General features: G+C 71.9%; 23 protein-coding genes. 17 read left to right on the forward strand and 6 right to left on the reverse strand.

Going from position 1 to position 26,530, the window contains the following annotated elements; translation table 11 throughout:
- Nucleotides 1–153: 153 nt before the first annotated feature.
- The 7 genes from EJC51_RS37655 to EJC51_RS37685 all read left to right on the forward strand — a co-directional run bounded on the left by EJC51_RS37655 (nucleotide 154) and on the right by EJC51_RS37685 (nucleotide 9,159).
- Entirely contained in the window at nucleotides 154–996 is an 843-nt protein-coding gene (locus tag EJC51_RS37655; RefSeq protein WP_126275146.1) for a nitrilase-related carbon-nitrogen hydrolase, read from the forward strand.
- Entirely contained in the window at nucleotides 993–2,276 is a 1,284-nt protein-coding gene (locus EJC51_RS37660) for an aspartate aminotransferase family protein (protein WP_126275147.1), read from the forward strand. Before EJC51_RS37655 ends, EJC51_RS37660 begins: the two co-directional genes overlap by 4 nt.
- Before the next feature lie 25 nt (nucleotides 2,277–2,301).
- Nucleotides 2,302–3,849, forward strand: a complete 1,548-nt coding sequence (locus tag EJC51_RS37665; RefSeq protein ID WP_097274712.1) for a PucR family transcriptional regulator — start codon at nucleotides 2,302–2,304, stop codon at nucleotides 3,847–3,849.
- Between the two features lie 332 nt (nucleotides 3,850–4,181).
- Entirely contained in the window at nucleotides 4,182–5,024 is an 843-nt protein-coding gene (locus EJC51_RS37670) for a nitrilase-related carbon-nitrogen hydrolase (protein ID WP_126275148.1), read from the forward strand.
- A gap of 31 nt (nucleotides 5,025–5,055) precedes the next feature.
- The gene (gene hydA, locus EJC51_RS37675; RefSeq protein WP_126275149.1) at nucleotides 5,056–6,459 is read left to right on the forward strand and encodes a dihydropyrimidinase; all 1,404 of its coding nucleotides are present in this window, start codon (nucleotides 5,056–5,058) and stop codon (nucleotides 6,457–6,459) included.
- Nucleotides 6,460–6,470: 11 nt separating this feature from the next.
- Nucleotides 6,471–7,490, forward strand: coding sequence for a TIGR03842 family LLM class F420-dependent oxidoreductase (locus EJC51_RS37680; protein WP_126275150.1), 1,020 nt, complete (start codon nucleotides 6,471–6,473; stop codon nucleotides 7,488–7,490).
- A 118-nt stretch (nucleotides 7,491–7,608) separates the two neighbouring features.
- On the forward strand, nucleotides 7,609–9,159 hold the full coding sequence (locus EJC51_RS37685; protein ID WP_126275151.1) for an NCS1 family nucleobase:cation symporter-1: 1,551 nt from the start codon (nucleotides 7,609–7,611) through the stop codon (nucleotides 9,157–9,159).
- 47 nt (nucleotides 9,160–9,206) lie between these two features.
- Here EJC51_RS37685 and EJC51_RS37690 read toward each other — a convergent pair whose 3' ends face one another.
- Nucleotides 9,207–9,869 (reverse strand): hypothetical protein, encoded by a 663-nt coding sequence (locus EJC51_RS37690; protein WP_126275152.1) that lies wholly within the window; start codon nucleotides 9,867–9,869, stop codon nucleotides 9,207–9,209.
- A gap of 283 nt (nucleotides 9,870–10,152) precedes the next feature.
- A complete protein-coding gene (locus EJC51_RS37695) occupies nucleotides 10,153–11,160 on the reverse strand; it encodes a carboxymuconolactone decarboxylase family protein (protein WP_126275153.1) in 1,008 nt (335 codons plus the stop codon).
- A 308-nt stretch (nucleotides 11,161–11,468) separates the two neighbouring features.
- On the opposite strand from EJC51_RS37695, the gene EJC51_RS37700 reads away from it, so the two are divergent.
- The 7 genes from EJC51_RS37700 to EJC51_RS37730 all read left to right on the forward strand — a co-directional run bounded on the left by EJC51_RS37700 (nucleotide 11,469) and on the right by EJC51_RS37730 (nucleotide 19,261).
- Nucleotides 11,469–12,590: a sensor histidine kinase gene (locus tag EJC51_RS37700; protein ID WP_126277289.1), complete on the forward strand. Its 1,122-nt coding sequence runs from the start codon at nucleotides 11,469–11,471 to the stop codon at nucleotides 12,588–12,590.
- Nucleotides 12,587–13,258 carry a response regulator gene (locus EJC51_RS37705; protein ID WP_126275154.1) on the forward strand — a complete coding sequence of 224 codons (672 nt, stop codon included), beginning with the start codon at nucleotides 12,587–12,589 and terminating at the stop codon, nucleotides 13,256–13,258. Before EJC51_RS37700 ends, EJC51_RS37705 begins: the two co-directional genes overlap by 4 nt.
- A gap of 4 nt (nucleotides 13,259–13,262) precedes the next feature.
- On the forward strand, nucleotides 13,263–14,129 hold the full coding sequence (locus EJC51_RS37710) for a class I SAM-dependent methyltransferase (protein ID WP_126275155.1): 867 nt from the start codon (nucleotides 13,263–13,265) through the stop codon (nucleotides 14,127–14,129).
- 88 nt (nucleotides 14,130–14,217) lie between these two features.
- Nucleotides 14,218–16,044 (forward strand): gamma-glutamyltransferase family protein, encoded by a 1,827-nt coding sequence (locus tag EJC51_RS37715; RefSeq protein WP_126275156.1) that lies wholly within the window; start codon nucleotides 14,218–14,220, stop codon nucleotides 16,042–16,044.
- 106 nt (nucleotides 16,045–16,150) lie between these two features.
- On the forward strand, nucleotides 16,151–16,996 hold the full coding sequence (locus EJC51_RS37720; RefSeq protein WP_126275157.1) for an inositol monophosphatase family protein: 846 nt from the start codon (nucleotides 16,151–16,153) through the stop codon (nucleotides 16,994–16,996).
- 210 nt (nucleotides 16,997–17,206) lie between these two features.
- Nucleotides 17,207–18,622: a phytoene desaturase family protein gene (locus tag EJC51_RS37725; RefSeq protein ID WP_126275158.1), complete on the forward strand. Its 1,416-nt coding sequence runs from the start codon at nucleotides 17,207–17,209 to the stop codon at nucleotides 18,620–18,622.
- A 123-nt stretch (nucleotides 18,623–18,745) separates the two neighbouring features.
- On the forward strand, nucleotides 18,746–19,261 hold the full coding sequence (locus EJC51_RS37730; protein ID WP_126275159.1) for an O-acetyl-ADP-ribose deacetylase: 516 nt from the start codon (nucleotides 18,746–18,748) through the stop codon (nucleotides 19,259–19,261).
- On the opposite strand, the gene EJC51_RS37735 is transcribed toward EJC51_RS37730, so the two are convergent.
- Nucleotides 19,262–19,834, reverse strand: a complete 573-nt coding sequence (locus EJC51_RS37735) for a hypothetical protein (protein ID WP_126275160.1) — start codon at nucleotides 19,832–19,834, stop codon at nucleotides 19,262–19,264. It lies immediately after the preceding gene.
- Nucleotides 19,835–20,158: 324 nt separating this feature from the next.
- On the opposite strand from EJC51_RS37735, the gene EJC51_RS37740 reads away from it, so the two are divergent.
- From EJC51_RS37740 to EJC51_RS37750, 3 genes are all read left to right on the forward strand, one after another.
- On the forward strand, nucleotides 20,159–21,901 hold the full coding sequence (locus EJC51_RS37740; RefSeq protein ID WP_166682942.1) for a SpoIIE family protein phosphatase: 1,743 nt from the start codon (nucleotides 20,159–20,161) through the stop codon (nucleotides 21,899–21,901).
- Nucleotides 21,902–22,070: 169 nt separating this feature from the next.
- Nucleotides 22,071–23,555 (forward strand): AlkA N-terminal domain-containing protein, encoded by a 1,485-nt coding sequence (locus EJC51_RS37745; RefSeq protein ID WP_279631376.1) that lies wholly within the window; start codon nucleotides 22,071–22,073, stop codon nucleotides 23,553–23,555.
- A 27-nt stretch (nucleotides 23,556–23,582) separates the two neighbouring features.
- Complete coding sequence (locus EJC51_RS37750; protein WP_126277291.1) at nucleotides 23,583–24,065, forward strand: methylated-DNA--[protein]-cysteine S-methyltransferase; 483 nt, start codon at nucleotides 23,583–23,585, stop codon at nucleotides 24,063–24,065.
- A gap of 31 nt (nucleotides 24,066–24,096) precedes the next feature.
- On the opposite strand, the gene EJC51_RS37755 is transcribed toward EJC51_RS37750, so the two are convergent.
- The 3 genes from EJC51_RS37755 to EJC51_RS37765 are packed head-to-tail and all read right to left on the reverse strand — an operon-like array spanning nucleotide 24,097 to nucleotide 26,525.
- Nucleotides 24,097–24,822, reverse strand: a complete 726-nt coding sequence (locus EJC51_RS37755) for an SIR2 family NAD-dependent protein deacylase (RefSeq protein WP_126275162.1) — start codon at nucleotides 24,820–24,822, stop codon at nucleotides 24,097–24,099.
- A gap of 43 nt (nucleotides 24,823–24,865) precedes the next feature.
- Complete coding sequence (locus EJC51_RS37760; protein ID WP_126275163.1) at nucleotides 24,866–25,150, reverse strand: hypothetical protein; 285 nt, start codon at nucleotides 25,148–25,150, stop codon at nucleotides 24,866–24,868.
- 7 nt (nucleotides 25,151–25,157) lie between these two features.
- Nucleotides 25,158–26,525: a S8 family serine peptidase gene (locus EJC51_RS37765; RefSeq protein WP_126275164.1), complete on the reverse strand. Its 1,368-nt coding sequence runs from the start codon at nucleotides 26,523–26,525 to the stop codon at nucleotides 25,158–25,160.
- Nucleotides 26,526–26,530: the final 5 nt, after the last annotated feature.

Here is a 26,530-nt window from a genome sequence, read left to right on the forward strand (position 1 = left end):
GCCCGCGCTCACCCACGTGAGTGTGAAACGTGATCGACTCCGCGGGTTAACGACGATGGTCTTGGCAAGGCTGCCGGAGAGGCTTACTTTCGACCCTCTACGGCCCGCATCTACGGGCGTAGAGGCTCTGAGGTCCCGTCGAAGGAGCAGCTCATGGCCAACGTCGTTCGTGCCGCTCTGGTCCAGGCCACCTGGACCGGCGACACCGAGTCCATGGTGGCGAAACACGAGGAGCACGCCCGCGAGGCGGCCCGCCAGGGTGCGAAGATCATCGGCTTCCAGGAAGTGTTCAACGCCCCCTACTTCTGCCAGGTCCAGGAGCCGGAGCACTACCGGTGGGCCGAGCCGGTGCCCGACGGGCCGACCGTGCGCCGTATGCAGGACCTCGCCCGCGAGACCGGCATGGTGATCGTCGTGCCGGTCTTCGAGGTCGAGCAGTCCGGCTTCTACTACAACACCGCCGCCGTGATCGACGCCGACGGCACCTTCCTCGGCAAGTACCGCAAGCACCACATCCCGCAGGTGAAGGGCTTCTGGGAGAAGTACTACTTCAAGCCGGGCAACGCGGGTTGGCCGGTCTTCGACACGGCCGTGGGGAAGGTCGGCGTCTACATCTGCTACGACCGCCACTTCCCGGAGGGCTGGCGCCAACTGGGCCTGAACGGCGCCCAGCTCGTCTACAACCCCTCCGCCACCCACCGCGGCCTGTCCTCCTACCTCTGGCGGCTCGAACAGCCGGCCGCCGCCGTCGCCAACGAGTACTTCGTCGCCGCGATCAACCGCGTCGGCGTCGAGGAGTACGGCGACAACGACTTCTACGGGACGTCCTACTTCGTCGACCCGCGCGGTCAGTTCGTCGGGGACACGGCCAGCGACAAGGTCGAGGAACTCCTCGTCCGGGACCTCGACTTCGACCTCATCGAAGAGGTACGGCAGCAGTGGGCCTTCTACCGCGACCGCAGGCCCGACGCCTACGAGGGGCTGGTGCAGCCGTGAACGACCTGTTCGCACGCCATCGTTCCGTCCTCCCCGACTGGCTCGCCCTCTACTACGAGGACCCGCTGGAGATCACGCACGGCGAGGGCCGGTACGTGTGGGACGCCGAGGGCAACAAGTACCTCGACTTCTTCGGCGGCATTCTCACGACGATGACCGCCCATGCGCTGCCGGAGGTCACCAAGGCGGTGAGCGAACAGGCCGGGAGGATCATCCACTCGTCCACGCTCTACCTGAACCGCCCCATGGTCGAACTGGCCGAGCGGATCGCCCAGTTGTCCGGCATCCCGGACGCCCGCGTCTTCTTCACCACCTCCGGCACCGAGGCCAACGACACCGCCCTGCTGCTCGCGACGACGTACCGCCGCAGCAACACGATCCTCGCGATGCGCAACAGCTATCACGGCCGTTCCTTCAGCGCGGTCGGCATCACCGGCAACCGCGGCTGGTCCCCGACCTCGTTGTCCCCGCTCCAGACGCTGTACGTCCACGGCGGCGTCCGCACCCGCGGTCCGTACGCGGACCTGAGCGACGACGACTTCATCGCGGCCTGCGTCGAGGACCTGAAGGATCTCCTCGGCCACACCCGCCCGCCCGCCGCCCTGATCGCCGAGCCGATCCAGGGCGTCGGCGGCTTCACCTCCCCGCCGGACGGGCTGTACGCCGCCTTCCGCGAGGTGCTCAGCGAGCGCGGCATCCTGTGGATCGCCGACGAGGTGCAGACCGGCTGGGGCCGCACCGGCGACAACTTCTGGGGCTGGCAGGCCCACGGCGAGCACGGCCCGCCCGACATCCTCACCTTCGCCAAGGGCATCGGCAACGGCATGTCCATCGGCGGTGTCGTCGCCCGCGCCGAGATCATGAACTGCCTGGACGCCAACAGCATCTCGACGTTCGGCGGTACCCAGATCACCATGGCGGCGGGGCTCGCGAACCTGTCGTACCTCCTGGAACACGACCTCCAGGGCAACGCCCGGCGCGTCGGCGGACTCCTCATCGAACGGCTGCGGGCCGTCGCCGCGCAGGTGCCCGGCGTACGCGAGGTCCGTGGCCGCGGGCTCATGCTCGGCATCGAGCTCGTGAAACCCGGCACCGACCAGGCCGACCCGGACGCGGCGAGCGCGGTGCTGGAGGCGTGCCGCGCGGGCGGGCTGCTCATCGGCAAGGGCGGCGGCCACAACACCAGTGCCCTCAGGGTCGCCCCGCCGCTGTCCCTCACCGTCGCGGAGGCCGAGGAGGGCGCCGCGATCCTCGAGAACGCTCTGAGGGGCATTCAGTAGCAGTACACAGCAAGGGATGTACGCCATGACCACCACCTTGGACCACTTGGCACCGGCCCTGTCCGTCCGCCAGGTCCTCACCCTGGAACGGGTGCTCGCCGGGGAGCCCGAGGTGGTGGCCGGCGCGGCCCAGCTCGACCGGGCCGTGCGCTGGGTGCATGTCGCCGAGGCCGCCGACGTGGGCGTCATGCTCAGCGGCGGCGAGATGGTCCTCACCACCGGGGTGCTGCTCGCCGGTGACGAGGGCGCGCAGGCCGAGTACATCCAGTCGCTGCACCGCGCGGAGGCCGCGGCCGTCGTCCTCGGTCTGGGCCGGGCCTTCCCGGCCCCGCCGGACGTCATGCGCCGGGCCGCCGAGCGGTGCGGGCTGCCCATGGTCGTCCTCCACCGGCCGTTCCCCTTCGCGGAGTTGACCGAGGAGGTGCAATCGCGGCTGGTCCGGCGGAAGTTCGCGGCCGTGAGCCTCTCCGAGGCCGTCCGGACCGCCCTCACCGGCCTCATCACCGCGGGCGCCCCGCTCCAGCGGCTGCTCGACGAGGTCGCCCAGCACAGCGCCTGCCCGGTCGTCGTCACCAACCTCGCCCACCGCGTCCTCGCCACCGCGGGGGAGCGGCCGGCCGTGGACGACGTGCTGCGCGACTGGGAGCGTATCGCCCGACAGGCCGGCGGCACCGAGGGCGACGGCTGGATCCGCGCCGAACTGGGCGGACGCGGGGAACGCTGGGGGCAGATCCTGCTCTGCGGCTACCGCGGCGACACCGCCTCCGGACGGCTGCTCGCCGACCGGGCCGCCGAGGCCCTCGTCCTGCACCGCATGCTCGGCGGCAACTCCGCCCACACCTGGGAGGAGCAGTCCGCGCAGAGCCTGCTCACCGACCTCGTCAGCGGGGTCGTACCGGCGCGCCAGCTGCTGCCGCGGGCGCGGGCCGCCGGACTGCCCGTCAACCGGCGGACGTTCGTGCCGCTGGTCGTACGGGACGGTGATCCGGCCGAACTCGACCGGGTGCTGCGGCTGTTGGGGCTGCCGGGGCTCGTCGCCGAGCTCGCCGACGGGGTCACCGCCGTACTCCTGAGCCTGGCCCGGGACCAGGACGCGGCCGTCCTGACGGCGAACTTCGCGGCGCGGCTGACGCAGACCGTCGTGGCGGCGGCCGACCCGCGCACCGCCTGGGACGACGTCCCCGCCGGGATGCGCGAGGCCCAGCACGTCGCCGACGCGGTCGCCTCCGGGGCGCTCGACCTCCCGGCCGTCGTGCGCCTCAAGGACGTCCATCTGCGGGGCCTGATACGGCTGTTGCGCGACGACCCGTATGTGCAGTCCTTCGCCGAGCGCGAGTTGGACGGGCTGCTGTGCGACTCGGGCCCGGGGGAGGGGCTGCTGGCCGTCCTGCGGACGTATCTCGCCACCGGCCGCAACAAGTCCCGCACCGCCCAGCTCCACCACGTCTCGCGCCCCGCGCTGTACCGGCGCCTCGAAGCGATACAGACCCGGCTCGGCGTCGACCTCGACGATTTCGAGCAGGCCGCCTCGGTGCACATCGCGCTCCTCGCGCATGACGCGCAACAGAGCTGAAACATGCCATGACCTGGGAAAACGGCGGTGAAACATGGGATCGCGCGAGGGTGACACCGTGACACGCCGCACGCCCGCAGACGTGACACGCTGCAACTCAAAGCCCGCTTTCGGACTTCCTAGCCTTCTGGGGCGGGCGTCGGAAGTTCCGTCTGCCCCGCGACGCCCGGCACGCACTCTCGACGCACCGCGCACAAGCCCAAGTACATCCAGTACGAGGGCTTGCGCGCGGCACGCCGAGAGCACGCACCGGACGCCGCAGGGCCCGCCCTTCGGGCGGACGACGGCACTTCCGACGCCCGCCCCAGCACACCGAGCGACCGGAGGTCCCGATGAGCAGAGTGATCCGTGCCGCCCTCTTCCAGACCGCGTGGACGGGCGACAAGGAATCGATGATCCAGGTACACGAGCAGGCGGCCCGCGACGCGGCCGCGCAGGGTGCTCAGGTCCTGTGCTTCCAGGAGCTGTTCTACGGGCCCTACTTCTGCCAGGTCCAGGACAAGGCGTTCTACGAGTACGCCGAGCAGATCCCGGACGGGCCGATCGTCAAGCGGTTCCAGGCGCTGGCCAAGGAGCTGGGCATCGTCCTGATCCTGCCGATGTACGAGGAGGAGCAGCCCGGCGTCCTCTACAACACGGCCGCCGTGATCGACGCCGACGGCTCGTACCTCGGCAAGTACCGCAAGCACCACATCCCCCAAGTCCCGGGATTCTGGGAGAAGTTCTACTTCCGCCCGGGCAACCTGGGCTGGCCGATCTTCGACACCAAGGTCGGGAAGATCGGCGTCTACATCTGCTACGACCGCCACTTCCCCGAGGGCTGGCGGGCGTTGGGCCTCGCGGGTGCCGAGATCGTCTTCAACCCGTCGGCCACCTCGCGTGGACTGTCCGCCTACCTGTGGCAGTTGGAGCAGCCGGCGGCGGCCGTCGCCAACGAGTACTTCGTCGGCGCGATCAACCGGGTGGGCGTCGAGGAGCTGGGCGACAACGACTTCTACGGGACGACCTACTTCGTCGACCCGGAGGCCCAGTTCGTGGGCGAGGTGGCGAGCGACAAGGAGACCGAACTCGTCGTACGGGACCTGGACCTGAACAAGCTGCGCGAGGTCCGCGACCGCTGGCAGTTCTACCGGGACCGCCGCCCCGACGCGTACCCGCCGCTGACCGCACCCTGATCACATCGTCCACCCTGGCAGGAGAGGGAGCATGAGCAGCCGTACCGTGATCCGCGGTGGTCTCGTCATCACCGCGTCCGACGAGATCCACGCCGACGTGCTGATCGAGGACGGCCGCATCGCCGCCCTCGCCGCCTCGGGCACGTCCGCCGCCGAAGCGTTCACCGGCGAGCGGACCATCGACGCCACCGGGAAGTACGTCATCCCCGGTGGCGTCGACGCCCACACCCACATGGAGCTGCCGTTCGGCGGCACCTTCGCCTCCGACACCTTCGAGACCGGCACCCGGGCCGCGGCCTGGGGCGGCACGACCACGATCGTCGACTTCGCCGTGCAGAGCGTCGGCCACTCCCTGCGCGAGGGCCTCGACGCCTGGCACGCCAAGGCGGAGGGCAACTGCGCGATCGACTACGGCTTCCACATGATCGTCTCCGACGTGAACCAGGAGACGCTCAAGGAGATGGACCTGCTGGTCGAGGAAGGGGTGACCTCCTTCAAGCAGTTCATGGCCTACCCGGGCGTCTTCTACTCCGACGACGGCCAGATCCTGCGCGCCATGCAGCGCTCCGCCGAGAACGGCGGCCTGATCATGATGCACGCCGAGAACGGCATCGCGATCGACGTCCTGGTGGAGCAGGCGCTGGCCCGCGGCGAGACCGACCCGCGTTACCACGGCGAAGTGCGCAAGGCCCTCCTGGAGGCCGAGGCCACGCACCGGGCCATCAAGCTCGCGCAGGTCGCGGGCGCCCCCCTGTACGTGGTGCACGTCTCGGCCATGGAGGCGGTGGCCGAGCTGGCGCGGGCGCGCGACGAGGGGCTCAACGTCTTCGGTGAGACCTGCCCGCAGTACCTGTTCCTGTCCACCGACAACCTCGCCGAGCCGGACTTCGAGGGCTCGAAGTACGTGTGCAGCACGCCCCTTCGCCCCAAGGAGCACCAGGCCAAGCTCTGGCAGGGCCTGCGGACCAACGACCTCCAGGTCGTCTCCACCGACCACTGCCCCTTCTGCTTCGTCGGCCAGAAGGAACTCGGCCGCGGCGACTTCTCCAAGATCCCCAACGGCCTTCCCGGCGTCGAGAACCGCATGGACCTGCTCCACCAGGCCGTCGTCGACGGACACATCACCCGCCGCCGCTGGATCGAGATCGCCTGCGCCACCCCGGCCCGGATGTTCGGCATGTACCCGAAGAAGGGCACCATCGCCCCCGGCGCCGACGCGGACGTCGTCATCTACGACCCGCACGCCGAGCAGGTCCTGTCCGTCGAGACGCACCACATGAACGTCGACTACTCGGCGTACGAGGGCAAGCGCATCACCGGCCGGGTCGAGTCGGTGCTCTCGCGCGGCGAACTCGTCATCACCGAGCGGGAGTACACCGGGCACGCAGGGCACGGCGTCTACACCCCCCGTTCCACCTGTCAGTACCTCAACTAGGAGTGGCGCCCATGGACTTCGGACTCGTCCTGCAGACCGACCCGCCGGCCTCGAAGGTCGTCAGCCTGATGAAGCGCGCCGAGCGCAACGGCTTCACCTACGGCTGGACCTTCGACTCCGCGGTGCTCTGGCAGGAACCGTTCGTGATCTACAGTCAGATCCTCGCCAACACCACGAAGTTGACGGTCGGCCCGATGGTCACCAACCCGGGCACCCGCACCTGGGAGGTCACCGCCTCCACCTTCGCCACCCTCAACGACATGTTCGGCAACCGCACCGTCTGCGGCATCGGCCGCGGCGACTCCGCGATGCGCGTCGCGGGCCGCACCCCGAACACCCTGGCCCGCATCAGCGAGGCCATGAAGGTCATCCGCGCCCTCGGCTCCGGCCAGGAGGCCGACCTCGGCGGCACGGTCATCAGGTTCCCCTGGATCAAGGAGGACGCCGAACTCCCCGTATGGATGGCGGCGTACGGCCCGAAGGCGCTGAAGATGACGGGGGAGGAGGCCGACGGGTTCATCCTCCAGCTCGCCGACCTGTATCTCACCGAGTACATGGTCAAGGCGGTGAAGGACGCGGCGGTCGCCGCCGGCCGCGACCCGTCCGAGGTCAAGATCTGCGTGGCCGCCCCCGCCTACGTCACCGAGGACGACTCGCCCGAGGCGCTCGCCCACGCGCGCGAGCAGTGCCGCTGGTTCGGCGGGATGGTCGGCAACCACGTCGCCGACCTGGTGTCGAAGTACGGCGAGCACTCGGCCGCCGTACCGGACGAACTCACGGACTACATCAAGGCCCGTGAGGGGTACGACTATTCGCATCACGGGCGCGCCGACAACCCGGACACCGCGTTCGTGCCGGACGAGATCGTCGACCGGTTCTGCGTCATCGGCCCCGTCGAGAAGCACATCGAGAAGCTCAACGCCCTGCGTGAGCTGGGCGTCGACCAGTTCGCCGTCTACGACATGCACGACGCGCAGGAGACGACCATCGACGCCTACGGCGCGAAGGTGATCCCCGCGGTCAACGCCTGACCGGCACCACCCCGACCCCCCACACCTTGACACCCCTCTCCCCCCGCCGTCCCGGGGCGGAGAGGGGCCCAAGGCCCCCGCACGGCCTCTCCCGTCCCGCTCACTGATTGGCCTGCCCATGACCGACACAGTCCCCACGGGGTCGCACATATCCCAGTCCGCCGACGCCGGCGGCCGTATCGAACTCAGCCCCGAGGCCTTCCCCGCCGACAGCCCCTTCGCCAACGAGGACCTGCGACCCGTACCGGTCTCCGAACGCAAGTGGACGACGTACAACTTCGCGGCCCTGTGGATCTCCATGGCCCACTGCATCCCCAGCTGGACCCTGGCCTCCGGCCTGGTCGCGCTCGGGATGGACTGGAAGCAGGCGGTGTTCACCATCGCCCTGGCCAACGTCATCGTGCTGCTGCCGATGCTGGCGACCGGGCACGCCGGACCCAAGTACGGCATCCCCTTCCCGGTGCTGGCGCGTGCCTCCTTCGGGCTGCGCGGCGCCAACATCCCGGCGCTGATCCGGGCGGCCGTGGCCTGCGGCTGGTTCGGCATCCAGACCTGGATCGGCGGCAGCGGCATCTTCGCCCTCGGCTCCAAACTCACCGGCGGGCACTGGGAGAACGCGGGGAAGATCGCCGGGAACCCGTGGCCGCTGTGGCTGTGCTTCCTGCTGTTCTGGGCCTTGCAGATCGCGATCATCTACCGCGGCATGGACTTCCTGCGGCACTTCGAGAACTGGGCCGCGCCCTTCGTGATCGTCGGCGCGCTGGTGCTGCTGGTGTGGATCGCGGTCAAGGCGGACGGTTTCGGCGCACTGCTCGACCAGCCGTCGAAGCTGGGCTGGGGTCCCGACTTCTGGCCGGTCTTCTTCCCGTCGCTGATGGGCATGATCGGCTTCTGGGCGACACTGTCGCTGAACATCCCCGACTTCACGCGCTTCGGCGCCAGCCAGAAGGCGCAGACCTGGGGTCAGTCCCTCGGCCTGCCGACCACCATGACCCTCTTCGCGGTCCTCGCGGTGCTGGTCACCTCCGGCTCCGAGGTGGTCTACGGCGAGGCGATCTGGGACCCGGTCACCCTCGCCGCCAAGACGGACAACGCCTTCGGGCTGCTCTTCGCGCTCGTCATCGTGCTGGTCGCCACCATCTCGGTGAACATCGCGGCGAACGTGGTGTCCCCGGCGTACGACCTCGCGAACCTCGCGCCGAAGCTCATCAACTTCCGTACGGGCGCGCTGATCACGGGTGTCGTCGGCATCCTGATCTTCCCGTGGAAGCTGATCTCGACGCCGGAGTTCTACATCTTCACCTGGCTCGGCGTGGTCGGCGGCCTGCTCGGCACGGTCGCGGGCATCCTCATCGCCGACTACTGGATCGTGCGCCGTACGGTCCTGCACCTGGCGGACCTGTACACGCCGGGCGGCCGCTACTGGTACTCCAACGGCTGGAACTGGCGGGCGATCCTCGCCTTCGTCGTCGGCGGCCTGCTCGCGGTCGGCGGCTCGTACTCCGGCGTCGGCGCCGACGGATCCAAGACGGGACCGTTCCCGACCGACGGACTGATCCCGTTCCTCAAGCCGCTGGCCGACTACGGCTGGGCCGTGGGCCTCGGGGCCTCGTTGGTGCTGTACGTCGCGCTGATGCTGCCGCTGGGGAGGGAGCAGGAGAGCGTGTGACGGTCATGGCGTCGGAGGGCGGCCGGTTGAGCTACTGGCCAATTGGCCTACTGGCCGCCCTCCAGCGCCGCCACCGCGTCCTTCGCCGCCTTGATGGCGCCCTTGTTGATGACGTCGGTGTCGGGTGCCTTCTTCGACTCGAAGTCGCTGCCGTTGTACGTGACGACCACCAGCGCGTTGGACGCCTGGACGATCACCACGCCCTCGCGCGTCTGCTGTTTGTCCTCCGTGGTGAGGTTCACGACGGAGTAGGCCTGGTTGCCGAGGCCCGGGACGACCCCACCGCCGCTCTTCTCCTCGATGCGATCCTTGTACGTCTTCGCCGCCGACTCGTCCGAGTCCGTGATCTCGTACGACACGTCGAGCCAGCGGTAGTCGTAGCCCTTGAGCGCGTTCCAGGAGCAGGTGCGGCGGAGTTTCGTGTCCGTCGACGGGATCTCCTTGCCGGCCGTCTTGGCGCCCGGGACCAGCGACTTGATGTTCTTCACCGTGATGCTGCCGCAGGGGGCGGGAGAGGCGGCGTACGTCTTCGAGGCCGCCGCGGTGGCGGGGGCCGACGCGGACTTGGTGCCGCCGCCACCGTCGTTCGACGCGGACTCGTGGTCGCCGGTGGAGGCGGGGCCGGACGACAGGGTCCAGCCGACGGCGGCGAGCACGACCACCGGCGACAGACGTGCGGTCAGGGCGAGCGGCAGAGGCAGGGAACGCACAGGCGCACTTCTCGTGGGGGATGGGTGCGGAACGGGTCCGCACAGCGGACAGGGGGCGGCGTGGGCTTTGCGGGGGCGCCCGCACGGTGGACGGGAGGCGGTGCGGAGGGTGTCCGCACTGTGGACGGGACGCCAGTGTCACACGAGTCCCTGTGGGGCGGTAGTGCCAACTCGCTCCGTGCATGTGCGGTGACTGAGGCCTGTGGTTGACGCACACCAGACGCGCTGAGTGTCCCGTTATGTCCGTGCGGTTCATGCCCCTGCGCCTCATGCCCGTGCGCTTTCACGTCCGCGCGATGTCGTGGTGGAACGCCGACTCGATCCGGTCGACCGCGAGGAACGCCCCGTACGACACGAGGTGCACGAGGCAGCGGTCGGTGTGCTCCGGTCGGCGCCACGCCGCCACGTCCTCGTCCGTGATCCGGTACGGCGCCAGCGCGGCCAGCAGCACGAGCCGCGCCCCGGGCCGCTCGTCCCGGCCGGGGACGCCGGGGAGGGCGAGCGAGGGGTGCTCCCCGCCCCAGTCCTGAAGAACCTCCTCGACCACGTCCTGGTCCTCGCGGGTGAGGAGGCTCGCGCCCGCCATGGCGGCCCTGAGCAGCGCCGCGTACGCGACGCCGACGGGTGTGCCGCCCGCCCACGCGGGGGCCTCGCCGGGGTCCGGGCGGTCGAGCAGCGGGAGGCTCTCGCCGGGCACCGCGGTGCGGCGCACGGTCCGGGCGAGGGTACGGCCCGCGAGACTGCGCACCGTGCGGAACCGCTGGAGGTTGCCCGGCAGCATCTTCTCGGTCAGCAGGGCGGACACGACGCGGTTGATGAAGTGGAAGGCGAGCACGGTGCCGAGATAGCCCGGGGCGTCCTCGCGGGAGAAGGGCGGGGATCCGTCGCCGAAGGCCGCGCCGGGCACCCTGGTCCGCTTGCCCCAGTCCAGCACGCGCGCGTGCTCCACGTTCTCCGGTCGATGTCCCTTGGCGATGCGCTCGGCCATGGCGTGGTCGCCGGTGGCGTGCAGCAGCACGGTGTGCGCGTCCACGCAGAACGGACACTTGTTGGCGAGCGACACCCCCAGCGCGGCCAACTCCTTGCCGGTACGGCCACCGGGGCCGGCGATCAGGGACTCGCGCGTCAACGCCCAGGTGGCGGCGAGGAGTTCCGGAGCGGACGACAGCACCACGAAGGTGGGCGGCTCGTCGATGCCGAAGTCGCGGGAGAGCTGCGTGTAGACGGCGGCGGTGCGTCCGGTGGCCGCCTTGGGCGGCAGGGGTTCGGTGTAGCGGAATGAAGTGGACATGGGCGACAGCGTGCGCCGGGGACGGGGCTCCGGTCGTCGTACGGCGGAAGGGAGTTGCCGCTGCGCCGCCGAGGCGGGAGGGGGTGCCGGACTACTACGGGGGGAGTAGCCGCGGAGTTGTCCACAGGGCTGACGCGGGTGTCGGAACGGCGGTCTAGTGTGCCGACATGAGTGGGATCCAGGGCGGGACGGCCGTAGACACGGGGTCAGGGACGGCCGACGGCAAGGTCGTAGGGACGGTGTCAGGGGCGGCCGACGGGACGGTCGTGGGTACGGCGTCAGGGGCGGCCTCGGGAGGGGCACCGGGGATGGGGGCGGGTGCGGGGCCGGGTTCGCGGGTGGCCGCGCGTGAGCGGCTCGTCGATGTGGTCCTCGCGGTCCTCGTCGGCGCCCTCGTCGGGGTCACGGCGGCTTTCGACACGGACACGACCGTCGTCGACTACGTGCTGATCGGCGTCGCGTCGGCCGTCCTGGCGCTGTACCGCACGGCGCCCAGGGCGGTGCTGGCCGTGGCGACGGCGAGTGGCGCGGCGTACGTCCTGCATGCCCACCCGGGCCCGCCTGCCGCCCTCCCTGTCATTGCCGCGAGCCATGTGGCGGCCCGTGTGGGACACCGCGCGTGGGCGGCCGTCGCGGGCGGGGTGTTCCTGGTGGCGTATCTCGCGACCGGCCCGACGACCCGGCAGATCGTCGAGCAGGCCGCGCTGCTCATGGGCTGGTTCCTGTGCGCGGTCGTGACGGGCCTGGCCGACCGCAACTGGCAGGCCTACCTCCGCCAGACGGAACAGCGCGCCCTGGAGGCGGAACGCACCCGCGAGGAGGTCGCGCTGCGCCGCGCGGGCGAGGAACGCCTGCGTATCGCAAGGGAGTTGCACGACTCCCTGACCCACAGCATCTCGATCGTCAAGCTCCAGGCGGGCGTGGCGGTGCACTTGGCGCGCAAGCGCGGCGAGGAGGTGCCGGAGGCCCTGCTCGCCATCCAGGAGGCGAGCGGCGAGGCCATGCGCGAACTCCGGGCCACGCTGGAGGTGCTGCGCACGGATGAGCCCACGGGAACGCCGGCGGTGCTGGTGGAGCGGGCGCGGGCCGCCGGCCTCGCGGTGGAACTGGCCGTGGAGGGGGAGGAGAAGCCGCTGGCGGCCACGGTGGACCGGGCGGTGTACCGCATCGTCCAGGAGGCGCTGACGAACGCGGCGCGGCATGCGGGGGCGGCGAAGGTGGGCGTGCGGCTGGCGTACGGGGAGGAGTGCGTGACGGTGGTGGTGGAGGACGACGGCAACGCCGACCCGAGCCGCCCGGTGACGCCCGGCATCGGCCTGCGGGGCATGCACGAACGCGTCACGGCACTGGGCGGCACGCTGACCGCCGCTCCCCGGGCGGAGGGCGGGTTCCGCGTGCGGGCCGAGCTGCCGCTGGCGGTGGCCGCGTGATCCGAGTGGCGCTCGTCGACGACCAGGCCCTCATGCGTGCCGGCTTCCGGGCGCTGCTCGATGCCGAGGACGGTATCGAGGTGGTGGGGGAGGCGGCGGACGGGGAACGGGGCGTGGAGCTGGTGCGCGCCCAGGTGCCCGACATCGCGCTGATCGACGTGCAGATGCCGGTGATGACGGGCATCGAGGCGACACGCAGGATCGCGGCGGACCCGGCGCTCGCGGCCGTCCGGGTCGTGATCCTCACCAACTACGGCCTGGACGAGTACGTCTTCGAGGCGCTGCGGGCGGGGGCGAGCGGCTTCCTTCTCAAAGACACCGAACCGGCGGAGCTGTTGCAGGCGATCGAGGTGGTGGCGGGCGGCGAGGCGTTGCTGTCCCCGTCCGTCACCCGCACCCTGATCGGCGAGTTCGTCTCCCGCCCACCCGACCGCGCCACCGCCCCCGGCCTGGAATGCCTCACCCGGCGCGAACTGGAGGTCACCGCGCTGGCCGCACGCGGGCTCAGCAACGAGGAGATCGCCGAGCACATGGTGATCAGCCCGTTCACGGCGAAGACGCATGTGAGCCGTGCGATGACGAAGCTGGGGGCGCGGGACCGGGCGCAGTTGGTGGTGTTCGCGTACGAGTCGGGGCTGGTGACGGCCCGAGGCGGAACGTCAGGATGAGCCGATGACCCACACGACGCCACCGCGACGGCCCAATGTCCCTGCTGTCCCTGCTGTCCCTGCTGTCCCTGCTGTCCCTGCGGAGATTCTCGCCTATTACGGCCGCGGCAAGGAGGATGCCCGCCTCAGAGAAGGCGGTGCCCCCGCCGGACGGCTGGAGTTCTGGCGGACGCAGGACGTGCTGCGCCGGCTGCTGCCCACGGCCCCCGCGCGCGTGCTGGACGTCGGCGGCGGGAGCGGGGTCCACGCCGAGTGGCTCGCGGCCGACGGGCTCGAGGTCGACCTCGTCGATCCCGTACCGCTGCATGTGGAACAGGCATCCCGGCTCGCGGGTGTCACCGCGCTCGTCGGGGACGCCCGGGACCTTCCCGCCGAGGAGGCCGCGTACGACGTGGTGCTGATGCTCGGCCCGCTCTACCACCTGCCCGAACGGACGGACCGGGTGCGTGCGTTGGCCGAGGCGCGGCGGGTGGTGAAGACGGGCGGGGTGGTGGTCGCGGCCACCATCAACCGGTACGCGCAACTGCACGACCTGCTGCGTGAGGAGCGCTACTTCACCCCGCTCAACCGAGAACGTACCGACGCCGTACTGGAGGACGGCCGCCACCCCTACCATGAGGAGGGATTCTTCACGGTCGCCCACTTCGCCCAACCCGACGAGGTGCCAGGAGAGTTCACCGAGGCCGGGCTCACCGTCGAGCGCCAGTACGGCGTCGAGGGTGTCGCCTGGCTGATGGGCGGTGTCGAGAGCTGGCTGGACGATCCCGCACGGCGCGAGGCCGTTCTGGCCGCGACCCGGCACATCGAGTCGGAACCGGCGCTGCTCGGCGCGAGCGGCCATCTGCTGACGGCGGGGCGACGGGTGGATTAGGGCCGGGAGGCTCAGGGCCGGGAGGCTCAGGGCCGGGAGTGGCTGCATACGATCATCGAACCGTCACCGCGCTGTGAGGAGTCCGCCCGTGTTCACCACCCGCCCCACCCTCCAAGGCACTTTCGGCATGGTCTCCTCCACGCACTGGCTGGCCTCGCAGTCGGCGATGGCCGTGTTGGAGGACGGCGGCAACGCCTATGACGCCGCCGTGGCAGGGGCGTTCGTGCTGCATGTCGTGGAGCCGCATCTCAACGGGCCCGCCGGAGAGGTGCCGATCCTGCTGGCGCCCGCCGGTGGCGACGTGCGTGTGCTGTGCGGGCAGGGAGTCGCGCCCGCCGGGGCGACCGTCGCGCACTACAGGTCGCTCGGGCTCGACCTCGTCCCCGGCACCGGGCCCCTCGCCGCCGCCGTCCCCGGTGCCTTCGATGCCTGGATGGTGTTGCTGCGGGACCACGGCACCAAGCCCCTCGCCGATGTCCTCAAGTACGCCATCGGGTACGCCGAACACGGCCACGCGCCCGTGGAGAACGTCGGCGCCACCGTCGAGACCGTGCGGGAGCTGTTCGAGACGGAGTGGACCTCTTCCGCCGAGGTGTATCTGCCGGGTGGGAAGGCACCGAGGGCCGGTGAGTTGTTCCGGAATCCCGCCCTCGCCGCCACCTGGAAGCGGCTGCTCGACGAGGTCGGCGGGGCCGGTGACCGGGTCGCGCAGATCGAGGCCGCGCGGGAGGTGTGGCGCACCGGGTTCATCGGGGAGGCGCTCGTGCGGCAGGCCGCACGGCCCACCCTGGACACCAGCGGGGAGCGGCACGCCGGGACGCTGACGGCCGACGACCTCGCCGGCTGGTCCGCGACCTACGAGGCGCCGGCGACGTACGACTGGAACGGCTGGACCCTGTGCAAGGCCGGGCCCTGGAGCCAGGGGCCGGTGCTGTTGCAGCAGCTCGCCCTGCTGCCGGGGGAGCTTCCGGCGTACGGCTCCGCCGAGTACGTGCACCTGCTCATCGAGGGGTGCAAGCTCGCCATGGCCGACCGGGAGGCCTGGTACGGGGACGCCGGTGAGGTGCCGCTCGGGGAGCTGCTGTCGGACGGGTACAACGCCGGGCGGCGGGGGCTCGTGGGGGAGAAGGCCTCGTACGAGCTGCGGCCCGGGAGCCCCGGAGGGCGGGCTCCTCGGCTGTGTGCCCAGGCGCAGCTGGTGGTGTCCGACGATCCGGGGTTCAGCCCCATGGGCGTCGGCGAGCCGACCGTCGCCAAACCGCCCACCTCTCCCGTGCCGGGGGAGCCCGGTGTCGGTGCCGACGGTGCCACCCGCGGCGACACCTGCCACCTCGACGTCGTCGACCGGTGGGGCAACATGGTCGCCGCCACCCCCAGCGGGGGCTGGCTCCAGTCCAACCCCGTCGTGCCCGAGCTCGGCTTCCCGCTCGGCACCCGGCTCCAGATGACCTGGCTGGAGGAGGGCCTCCCCAACTCGCTCACTCCCGGCCGGCGGCCCCGGACCACCCTCACGCCCTCCCTGGCGCTGCGTGACGGGGTGCCCGTCATGGCGTTCGGCACGCCCGGCGGGGACCAGCAGGACCAGTGGCAGCTGCACTTCTTCCTCGCCGTCGCGCTGAGGCCGGCGGTGCGGGGCGGGCTCGATCTGCAAGGCGCCGTCGACGCCCCGAACTGGCACAACGACAGCTTCCCCGGCTCCTTCTACCCGCGCGGCATGCGGCCCGGGAGCGTCACGGTCGAGGCGCGCATGGACGCGGAGGTCGTCGACGAACTGCGGCGGCGCGGGCATGAGGTGACCGTGGGGGACGCCTGGTCGGAAGGGCGCCTGTGCGCCGTCGCGCGGGACCCGGAGACCGGCGTGCTGTCGGCGGCAGCGAACCCCCGCGGGATGCAGGGGTACGCCGTGGGGCGATGAGCCCCGGGCCTGGGCCTGCGCCCGCGCTTTCGTGAGTTCATCCCGATTCCACCCGGCATCCACCCGCCGGGTGGGGATTGTCAGTGGCGCGTGCTCTCATGGAGTCATGATCGAAGACACGGAAACCATCGACGAGTTTCTCGCCCGCCACTCGGCCGACGTGGAGGAGGCGGTCCGCAAGGCCGCCGCGGCCGAGATCATGCCCCGCTTCCGCCGGCTCGCCGCCCACGAGGTCGACGAGAAGAGCGGACCGCACGACCTGGTGACCGACGCCGACCGGCTCGCCGAGCAGTATCTGACCGAGGCGCTGAGCGCGCTGCTGCCCGGCTCGGTCGTGGTCGGCGAGGAGGCGGTGCACGCCAACCCGGCCTCGTACGAGGCGATACGCGGCGACGCTCCGGTCTGGATCGTCGACCCGGTCGACGGGACACGGCAGTTCGTGCACGGCGACCCCGGATTCTGCACGCTGATCGCGCTGGCGCAGGGCGGCGTCGTGCGCGCCTCGTGGACGTACGCGGCCGCCCGCGACCAACTGGCCACGGCCGTACGGGGCCAGGGCGCGTTCCTCGACGGGGAGCGGCTGTACGCCGGGCCGCCCGAGCCCGGCCGCGACCTCGAAGTGGCCACGTCCCACCCGGACTACACGACAGACGAGCAGAAGCAGGCCCTGCGCGGACTGTGGAGGGACGGACTCGCGCCGCGGCCCTGCGGCTCGGCCGGACTGGAGTATCTGGCCATCGCCCGCGGGCAGTTGGACGCCACCGCGTTCTCCTGGGAGGCCGCGTGGGACCACGCCGCCGGGCTGCTCCTCGTCGAGGAGGCGGGCGGCGCCCACCTCACCCGGGACGGCGAGCCGTTCCGCATCACCGGCGGCAACACCCTGCCGTTCACCGCCGCCAGGGACACGGCGACGGCCCGGCGCATCGCGGAGGTGCTGGCGGGCACGGTCTGAAGTCCAGCCGGGCACGAGGGGCGGCTGGTCGGATGGGTGTCATGGGGCCGACGGTCGGCTGCTCGGATGACGGCCGAACTGTCCCAGCGGGCGGGAACGGCGCGGACACCCCGCACCCCCGAACCGCCCCCGCGCCCCGGCGCTGTCAGTACCCCGTCATATCCTGATCCAGTGGCCATCGGCTGACGAAGGGGTCCGAAGGTGCCGTCGATGCTCGATGCGGTCGTGGTGGGTGCGGGGCCGAACGGACTGACGGCTGCCGTGGAGCTGGCCCGGCGCGGCTTCTCCGTGGCCGTCTTCGAGGCACGCGACACCGTCGGTGGAGGAGCCCGCACCGAGGAACTCACCCTCCCCGGCTTCCGGCACGACCCGTGCAGCGCGGCCCATCCCCTCGGGATCAACTCCCCGGCGTTCCGCGCCCTGCCCCTGGAGCGGTACGGCCTGGAGTGGCTCCAGCCCGAGCTGCCCATGGCCCACCCCTTCACCGACGGCACCGCCGCCGTGCTGTCCCGGTCGGTCGCCGAGACGGCCGCCTCCTTCGGGGCGCGCGACGCGGGGGCGTACCGCAGGCTCGTCGAGCCGTTCCTGCCCCACTGGGACACCCTGGCCCGCGACTTCATGTCCCTGCCGCTGACCGCGCTGCCCCGCGACCCGGTCACCCTCGCCCGGTTCGGGCTCGTCGGGCTGCCGCCGTCGACGTGGCTGATGCGCCGCTTCCGCGACGAGCGGGCCAAGGCCCTGTTCTCCGGCCTCGTCGCCCACGTCATGGCCCCCTTGTCCGGCTTCGCCACCGGCGCCATCGGCCTGGTCTTCGCCCTCGCCGCGCACGCCCGGGGCTGGCCCGTCGCCCGCGGCGGCTCCCAGTCGATCTCCGACGCGCTCGCCGCGTACCTCAAGGACCTCGGCGGCACCGTCCACACGGACTACGAGGTCAAGCGCCTCGACGACCTGCCGCCCGCGCGCGCGTACGTCTTCGACACCTCGCCCACCGCCCTGGCCCGGATCGCCGGCCTCGGCCGCTATTACGACGGCTACCGGTACGGCCCGGGCGTCTTCAAGGTCGACTACGCGCTCGACGGCCCGGTGCCCTGGACCGCGCCGGAGGCCCGCGTCGCCGGAACCGTGCAGATCGGTGCGAGCAGCGCGGAGATCGGCACGGCTCTGCGGGCCGCGTCCCGGGAGGGCCGGGCCCCCGACAGGCCGTTCATGATCACCGTGCAGCCGGGTGTGGTCGACCCCGACCGGGCACCCGAGGGCAAGCAGGTCTTCTGGGCCTACGGCCATGTCCCCAGCGGCTGGGACGGCGACCTCACCGACGCCCTCGAACGCCAACTGGAGCGCTTCGCCCCCGGGTTCCGCGACCGGGTGCTGGCCCGCGCCACGGCGGGACCGCCCGAACTGGCCGCCCGCAACGCCAACTACGTCGGCGGCGACATCGGCTCCGGAGCGGTCACCGGCCTCCAGATCCTGCTGCGCCCCAAGCTCTCCCTGTCCCCGTACGGCACCCCGCACCCCGCCGTCTTCATCTGCTCCTCGGCCACCCCGCCGGGCCCCGGTGTGCACGGCATGTCGGGGCACAACGCGGCGAAGGCGGTGTGGCGGCGGCTGCGGCAGCAGCAGGCGTGACCCTGATGCGGCGGATCGCGACGCAGGACGTCGAGCTGGGCGGCGTACGGATCAGGGCAGGGGAAGGTGTGGTCGTGGCGCTGCCCGTGGCATGGTGAACCGCCTCGGGCGAGAGTGGGTCCCATGACCGACACCACCATCACGCTCGTCCAGGGCGACATCACGCGCGAGAGCGTCGACGCGATCGTCAACGCGGCGAACTCCTCCCTCCTCGGCGGGGGAGGAGTCGACGGCGCCATCCACCGGCGCGGCGGCCCGGCGATCCTCGCGGAGTGCCGCGCGCTGCGCGCCTCGCGGTACGGCAAGGGGCTGCCGACGGGCCAGGCGGTCGCCACCACGGCCGGGGAACTGGACGCGCGGTGGGTGATCCACACGGTCGGCCCGGTGTTCAGCGCGCACGAGGACCGCTCCGACCTGCTCGCCTCCTGCTACCGGGAGTCGCTGAAGGTCGCCGACGAGCTCGGTGCCCGTACGGTCGCGTTCCCGGCGATCTCCACCGGCGTCTACCGCTGGCCGATGGACGACGCGGCCCGCATCGCCGTGCAGACGGTGCGGGCCGCGCGGACCTCGGTGACGGAGGTGCGGTTCGTCCTCTTCGGCGAGCAGGCGTACGAAGTGTTCGCCGCGCAGGCCGGCTGATCAGGACACGGGAACGTCGGGCAGCTTCGGCACCGCGCTGCCCAGCAGCCCCGTGATGAGGCCGAGCACGGGCGACAGGAGCCCGGTCACCGCGCTCAGCACCCCGCCCAGGTCCAGCGAGGTCAGTGAGCTGAGCAGGCTGCTGACCGCGGCTTGGACCTGGGCGACGAGGTCGTCCACGGGGCCGGCGGCCCGGGCCACGGTCCGCTCGGCCGGGGTGTCGAGGCCGCGCAGACGCTCCTGGACGGTGGCGCCCCAGGCACGGATCTCCGCCGCGTACGAGGTGGCCGCGGCCGGGTCGAGCCGGGCGCCGTCCGTCACGGCCGGGTCGAGGCGCGTACCGGCCGACGCGGGATCGAGCCGGGTGCCGTCCGGCAGGGTGCTCTCCGCCAGCAGCGAGTCCAGGAACGTGTCCATCCCGGCGTCGGCCCGCACAGCCGCCTCCGCGATGCTCGGGCCCGGCACGGCCCGGCCCACGTCACCGACGGCGGCGGCGGTGCCGGCCTGGCCGAAGACGAGGGCGGCGCAGACCAGGGGCGGCACGAGGAGGCCGCGGGAGACAAGGGCGCGCATGAAGTTCCTTTCGAAGCGCTCGAAACTGCAGTCCTTGCGCCCACGGTGAGAACGGGTCAGACGCCCCGCAAACCGATCGAGCGGCTCCACGGCCACCCCGCCCCCTCGGCGCGATGACCCTGACCAGGCTGTTTCGCCGCCGAGGCAGCGCCATCCGGGCAAGGCGCCGCGTTCGCCCGTCAGGGTGCGGCCCAGCCGTACACCGGCCGTCACGCCGGCGACCGCACGGCCTCCACCGGACCCGTCCGCCGAGCTCCGCGACATGCGCCGCGCACCGTCCGGCCCGATCATGGAACCCCCTGTCCCGGAGAACGGGAGGTGCCCGTGGGGACGGACCCCCCTCTCCCGCGGACCCTGCTGTCCGCGGACGTCGACGCGCTGCCGACGGGCGTGGGCGGGGATCTGGGACGGGAGTACCGGCTGCTGCGGGACATCGTGGAGGGCGGCACGGCGGCCGTCGCCGTCCTCGACACCCGGCTGCGCTATGTGTACGTCAATCCCCACATGGCCCGGATCAACGGCGTACCGGTGCGGGAGCACCTGGGCCGCACCCTCACCGAGGTCATGCCCGGCGTGGAGCGGCCCGTCGACGTGCCCCTGGCGGTGCTGCGCGACGGCCGGCCCCGTGACGTCGTCGTCTCCGGCAGCATGGGCACCGGCGTCCACCGGGTGCGCCGGGAGTGGCAGTGCACCTACCACCGGCGTTACGACGAGCGGGGCGAGGTCATCGGCCTGGTGGCCGTCGGCGTGGAGGTGACCGAGCCGCGCCGCTACGTCACCGAGCTGGAGCGGGCCCACGGCCGGATGGCGATGGTCCACGCGGCCACTTTGCGCATCGGCACCACCCTCGACCTGGAGCGGACCTGCCGGGAACTCGTCGACTTCGCGGTGCGGGACCTGGCGGACGGGGCCTCCGTCGACCTGGTGGTCGAGGACGGCCCGCCGGGACCGCCGCCCGGCGGGGTGGTACGGCTGCGGCGCGCCGTGGTGAGCCGCAGTCCGGAGCTGGACCGGCGGCTCGGCAGGCCGCCCGTGCTCGGCGAGGTCAACGAGCACGGCCCGGCGTCCCCGGTGCGGCGGGTCCTGGAACGCGGCAGACCGCTGCTGACGACCGTGCCCGGCAGACGCCCGCCGGGGCTGCGCGGCCCGTACGCGGACCGGCTGGCGGAGTACCGGGCCGCCGGCATCCACTCCGGCCTCGTCGTGCCGCTCACCACCGACTCCCGGAGCGTGGGCGTCCTCGCCATGGTCCGGGCGGGCTCCTCACCGGCCTTCACGGTCGAGGACGGCGTGGTCGCCCAGGAACTCGCCGGTCGCGCCTCCCGCGCCCTGGAACGCGCCCGGCACTATGCCCGTGAACACACCATGGCCCTGGAGCTCCAGCGGGCCCTGCTCAGCGAGCCGACCCTCCCGCACCCCGACCTGGAGACCGCCTCCCGCTATCTCCCCGCCGACGACAGCGCGGTGGTGGGCGGCGACTGGTACGACTCGCTGGCGCTTCCGCAGGGCCGCAACCTGCTCGTCATCGGCGACGTGATGGGCCACGGGGTGGAGGCGGCCGTCGCGATGAGCCACTACCGGTCGATGCTCCGGGCACTCGCCTCCTCCTCGGGGCTGCCGCTCCACGAGATGCTCCACGCCGCCGACCGCATGATCGCCGCGTCCGGCTTCGACCGCGTCGCCACCTGCCTGCTCGCCCTCGGCGACCCGGCCACCGACACGATCAGCTACGCCAACGCCGGCCATCTGCCTCCGCTGCGGATCACCCCCGAGGGCCACGTGGAACTGGTCCCGCTGCCCGCCGGCCCCCCACTGGGCACCGGCCTCGGCGCCTACGAGACCGTCACCCGCCCCGGCGTGCCCGGCGGCACCCTGCTCCTCTACACCGACGGCCTGGTGGAACGCCGCGACGAGGACATCGACACGTCCCTCAGCCGCCTGACCGACCTGCGCCTGCCACCCGGCGGCGACCTGGACGAGATCCTCGACGGCATCCTGGCCCACGCGGCCACGGGCTCGGTCCACGACGACATCGCCTTGCTGGCGGCTCGGGCGCGGGGGGTGTGACGGCGGTTGAGGCCGCCCCGGCCCCAGGTGCCCGCGCCCGGCACCCGACTCCGGCCTCCACGCGGACGGCCTCCTGGCCCTCGCCGGCGATCCGGGCCGGTGCAGCCAGCGCGAGGTTGATGTCGGATTCCCGCCAGCCGCCGGTCCGCCGCTGCACCATGCTGGTGCCATGCAGAAGGGGATGCACACCGACACCGAGCGCTGCGTGCGCGCCGTCCAGTCGAAGGACGCCCGGTTCGACGGGTGGTTCTTCACGGCGGTCCTGACGACCCGGATCTACTGCCGGCCCAGTTGCCCGGCCGTGCCGCCCAAGCCCGCGAACATGACGTTCTACCCGAGCGCGGCCGCCTGCCAGCAGGCCGGGTTCAGGGCCTGCAAGCGCTGCCGCCCGGACACCAGCCCCGGCTCCCCCGAGTGGAACGAGCGCGCGGACCTGGTGGCCCGGGCGATGCGGCTGATCGCCGACGGGATCGTGGATCGCGAGGGCGTGCCGGGACTCGCCGCCCGCCTCGGCTACAGCACCCGGCAGGTCGAACGCCAGCTCCTCGCCGAACTGGGCGCGGGCCCGCTCGCGCTGGCCCGCGCCCAACGCGCCCAGACCGCACGGCTGTTGATCGAGACGACGGCCCTGCCGATGGCGGAGATCGCGTTCGCCGCCGGTTTCTCCTCGATCCGCACCTTCAACGACACCGTCCGCGAGGTCTTCGCCCTCTCACCCAGCGAACTGCGCACCCGGGTGCCGCGCAGGAACGCGGGCGCGGTGACCCCCGGCGTTCTCACGCTCCGGCTGCCGTTCCGCGCCCCCCTCAACCCCGACAACCTCTTCGGCCACCTCGCGGCCACCGCCGTGCCCGGGGTGGAGGAGTGGCGGGACGGCGCCTACCGCCGCACGCTCCGACTCCCGTACGGCCACGGCATCGTGGCGCTGACCCCGAACCCCGACCACGTCGCCTGCCGCCTCACCCTGAGCGACCTGCGCGATCTGACCGTCGCCATCAGCCGCTGCCGGCGCATGCTGGACCTGGACGCCGATCCGGTCGCGATCGACGACCAGTTGCGCACGGACCCGGTGCTGGCGCCGCTGGTCGCGAAGGCGCCCGGGCGACGGGTGCCGCGCACGGTGGACGAGGCCGAGTTCGCCGTCCGGGCGGTCCTGGGCCAGCAGGTCTCGACCGCCGCGGCCCGCACCCACGCCGCCCGACTGGTGACGGCCCACGGCGACCCGGTGGACGACCCCGAGGGCGGCCTCACCCACCTCTTCCCGTCCCCGGAGCAACTCGCCGCCGTGGACCCCGAGTCGCTCGCCATGCCCGGCACCCGCCGCACGACCTTCACCACCCTGGTCGGCCAACTGGCGGACGGAACGCTGAACCTGGGCGTCGAGACCGACTGGTCCGAGACCCGCGCCCGCCTCCTCGCCCTCCCCGGCTTCGGCCCCTGGACCGCCGACGTCATCGCGATGCGCGCCCTCGGCGACCCCGACGCCTTCCTCCCCACCGACCTCGGCATCCGCAAGGCCGCCCAGGAGCTGGGCCTGCCCTCGACCCCGGCGGCGCTGACCGCGCGAGCGGCGGCCTGGCGGCCGTGGCGGGCGTACGCGGTGCAGTACCTGTGGGCGACCGACAGCCACCCGATCAACTTCCTTCCGGTATAAGGACGTTCCGTGAGTTCTGCAAAAACACTGAAGCAACACACTGTGCTCGACAGCCCGTACGGCCCGCTGACCCTGGTCGCGACGGACGGCATCCTGAGCAACCTCTACATGACCGACCAGCGCCACCGTCCCGCGCAGGAGACGTTCGGCGTACGCGACGACCGCCCCTTCGGGGAGGCGATCGACCAGCTGGAGGCCTACTTCGCCTCCGAGTTGAAGGAGTTCACCCTCGAACTCCACCTGCACGGAACCCCGTTCCAGCGCAGCGTCTGGGAGCAGCTCCTGCGCATCCCGTACGGCGAGACCCGCTCCTACGGCGACCTCGCCGCGGCCCTGGGCAACCCCGGTGCCTCCCGCGCGGTCGGCCTCGCCAACGGCAAGAACCCGGTCAGCATCATCGTCCCCTGCCACCGCGTCGTGGGCTCCAACGGCAGCCTGACCGGCTACGGCGGCGGCCTGGAACGCAAGCAGCGCCTGCTGGACTTCGAGCGGGGAGCGGCGCTGTTCTAGGGCCTTCCGCCGGAAAAGCCCTGGCCGGCCGCTACCCCTGAAGCCGGCGCAGCAGCTGCGGCAGGGCCGTGCCGATCGGTTCGCGGACGACCTCGTCGGCGCGGTCGTCGTACGGGGTCGGCTCGGCGTTGACGATGATCAGCCGGGCTCCGTGATCGGCGGCGACGCCGGCGAGCCCGGCGGCGGGCTGCACCTGGAGGCTGCTGCCGACGGCGATGAAGACCTGGCAGGCCTTGGTGATGGCGACGGCCTCGCCGAGGACGACGGGGTCGAGGCGCTCGCCGAACATCACGGTCGCGGACTTCAGGATGCCGCCGCAGTCCAGGCAGGCCGGGTCGTCCTCCCCGGCGTCGAGCCGCGCCAGCGCGTCCTCCATGGGGCCGCGCGCGTGGCACCGCGTGCACACCACCTGCCGTGCGGTGCCGTGCAGTTCGAGGACCTTGCGGGCCGGCAGCCCGGCGAGCTGGTGCAGTCCGTCGACGTTCTGGGTGACGACCCGCACCGGCACCCCGGACCTCTCCAGCTCGGCCACCGCGTAATGCGCGGCATTCGGCTCTGCCGCGAGCGACTGATTCTCCTTGCGCATCAGCCACGACCGTCGCCGAACATCCGGATCGCTCATGTAGTAGTCGTACGTCACGAGCTTTTCCGCCTCGGGATCCCGGCGCCACAACCCGTTCGGGCCGCGATAGTCCGGGATCCCTGAGTCGGTGGAAATGCCGGCCCCGCTGAGGACGGCGACGAGAGGCTTGTTCATGCGGCCGAGGTTAGATCGCAGGACGCACCGCGGCGAACGGTTATCAGTCCTCGTCGTCCTTCGACTGCACCGGCCCGAACGGCTCGATCTTCGGGTTGGCGAAGGGGCCCTGGTGCGACCCCCGCGCCTCCGGTGCTCCCTGGAGCCTCGCCCCGGCCGCCTCGGTCACCAGCAGTGCGTAGGTGCCGCGCGCCGGGTCCACCGGGACCAGGCCGTACGCCGTGTCGACCTCGTCGTCGGCGAGGCCGAGACGGCGCTGGGCGTCCTCGATGGTCGACCGCACCGGAAGGGTCACGGTGATCAGGACGGTGGGGCGCTCGGGAGCCATGGGTCTCCTACGGGCCGGCGTTGTTCTTGCCGACGCGGCGCACCGCGTCGACGAGCTGCGGGGTGTTGATGATGCCGTACCCGTAGTCGAAGTCGTAGCCGTGCCCGCCCGCGTCGTGTGCGGACCGGCGGATCAGCGTACGCAGCCGGGACGGTGACAGGTCCTGCACCGACAGCTTGCTGCGCACCGCGGCGACGACCCCCGCCGCGACCGGACAGGCCGCCGAGGTCCCCGAGTCGGGGCTGTTCTGCCCGAACGCCTTCGACCCGCTGAAGTGCGTGTACGTGGCGATGTCCGGCTTGCGCACGGCGAGCCGCCCCGGACCCTGGGACGAGTAGCCGACCCGGGCGTCATGGGTGTCCACACCGGCCACGGACAGCACGCTGGGGTGCGAGTTCGCCCCGTTGATGGGCCGGTTCGGGAAGCCGCAGCGCCCGTCGGGGCACTCGACACCGCAGTTGCCCGCGGCGAACAGGATGTCGGCGCCGGACACCTCAAGGGCGGCGACGATCAGGTTGAACGGGTGGGCGCGGTTGTCGGAGTAGTTGCCCGGGTGCCCCGGCGGGAAGTCCCACGTCGGCTTGAACGACCCCCAGCTGTTGCTGATGACCATCCTGCGCCGCTCGCGCGGCATCTGCTCCAGCAGCCCCCACAGGTGGGCGTACGCGGAGATCGCGTCGGAGAGCAGGCCCTCCATCACGGTCGAGCCCTGCCGCTGCGAGAGCAGCACGGGAATGTCGAGGAGGGACACCTTGCGGGCCACGATCAGCGAGTCGAACGCGCACATCGTGCCGTGGTTCACCGGGAACTGGCCGAAGTTGCCGTTCACCCCCGGCGGCTTCCAGCTGCGTGCCGCGTCGACCGTCACCGGCGAGCCGAGGACCTGGCCGAGATGCGCGAGGTTGATGCCGGTGTCGACGATCGCCAGCGGGACGCCCGAACCGTCGAGGCCCTCGCTCTTCAGCGCGTCCGTGACGAACCGCTGGACGTCGTGCCAGTCGCCGACCGGGGGCGTGTTGCCGCAGGTGGGCGTCGTCTCGACGGCCGGGTCGGCGGCGATCCCGACGATGTCCGCCCGCTGGGAGCTCAGCAGCGCCAGCCGGGCGGAGCCGTCGCGGTCCTGGATCTCGCCGCGCACCAGGACGCTCGCGTCCTCCGCGGCCAGCGAGAAGGTGAGCGGCTGGTCCAGCGACAGCGGATCGCCGTCGGAGTACACCGGCTTGGGCTGCGGCACCGGCACCGGCACGAAGTCCGCGTCCAGGTCGATGCCGGGGAGTGAGCCGGCGACGTCGGAGGCCGACGGAGTGCTGACGGACGGATCCACGACTGCCTGGACGACATCGTGTTCCGGGCGCATCTGAACGATTACCCGCATGTTTC

This window comes from Streptomyces aquilus, from assembly GCF_003955715.1.
GTDB classification, from domain to species: domain Bacteria; phylum Actinomycetota; class Actinomycetes; order Streptomycetales; family Streptomycetaceae; genus Streptomyces; species Streptomyces aquilus.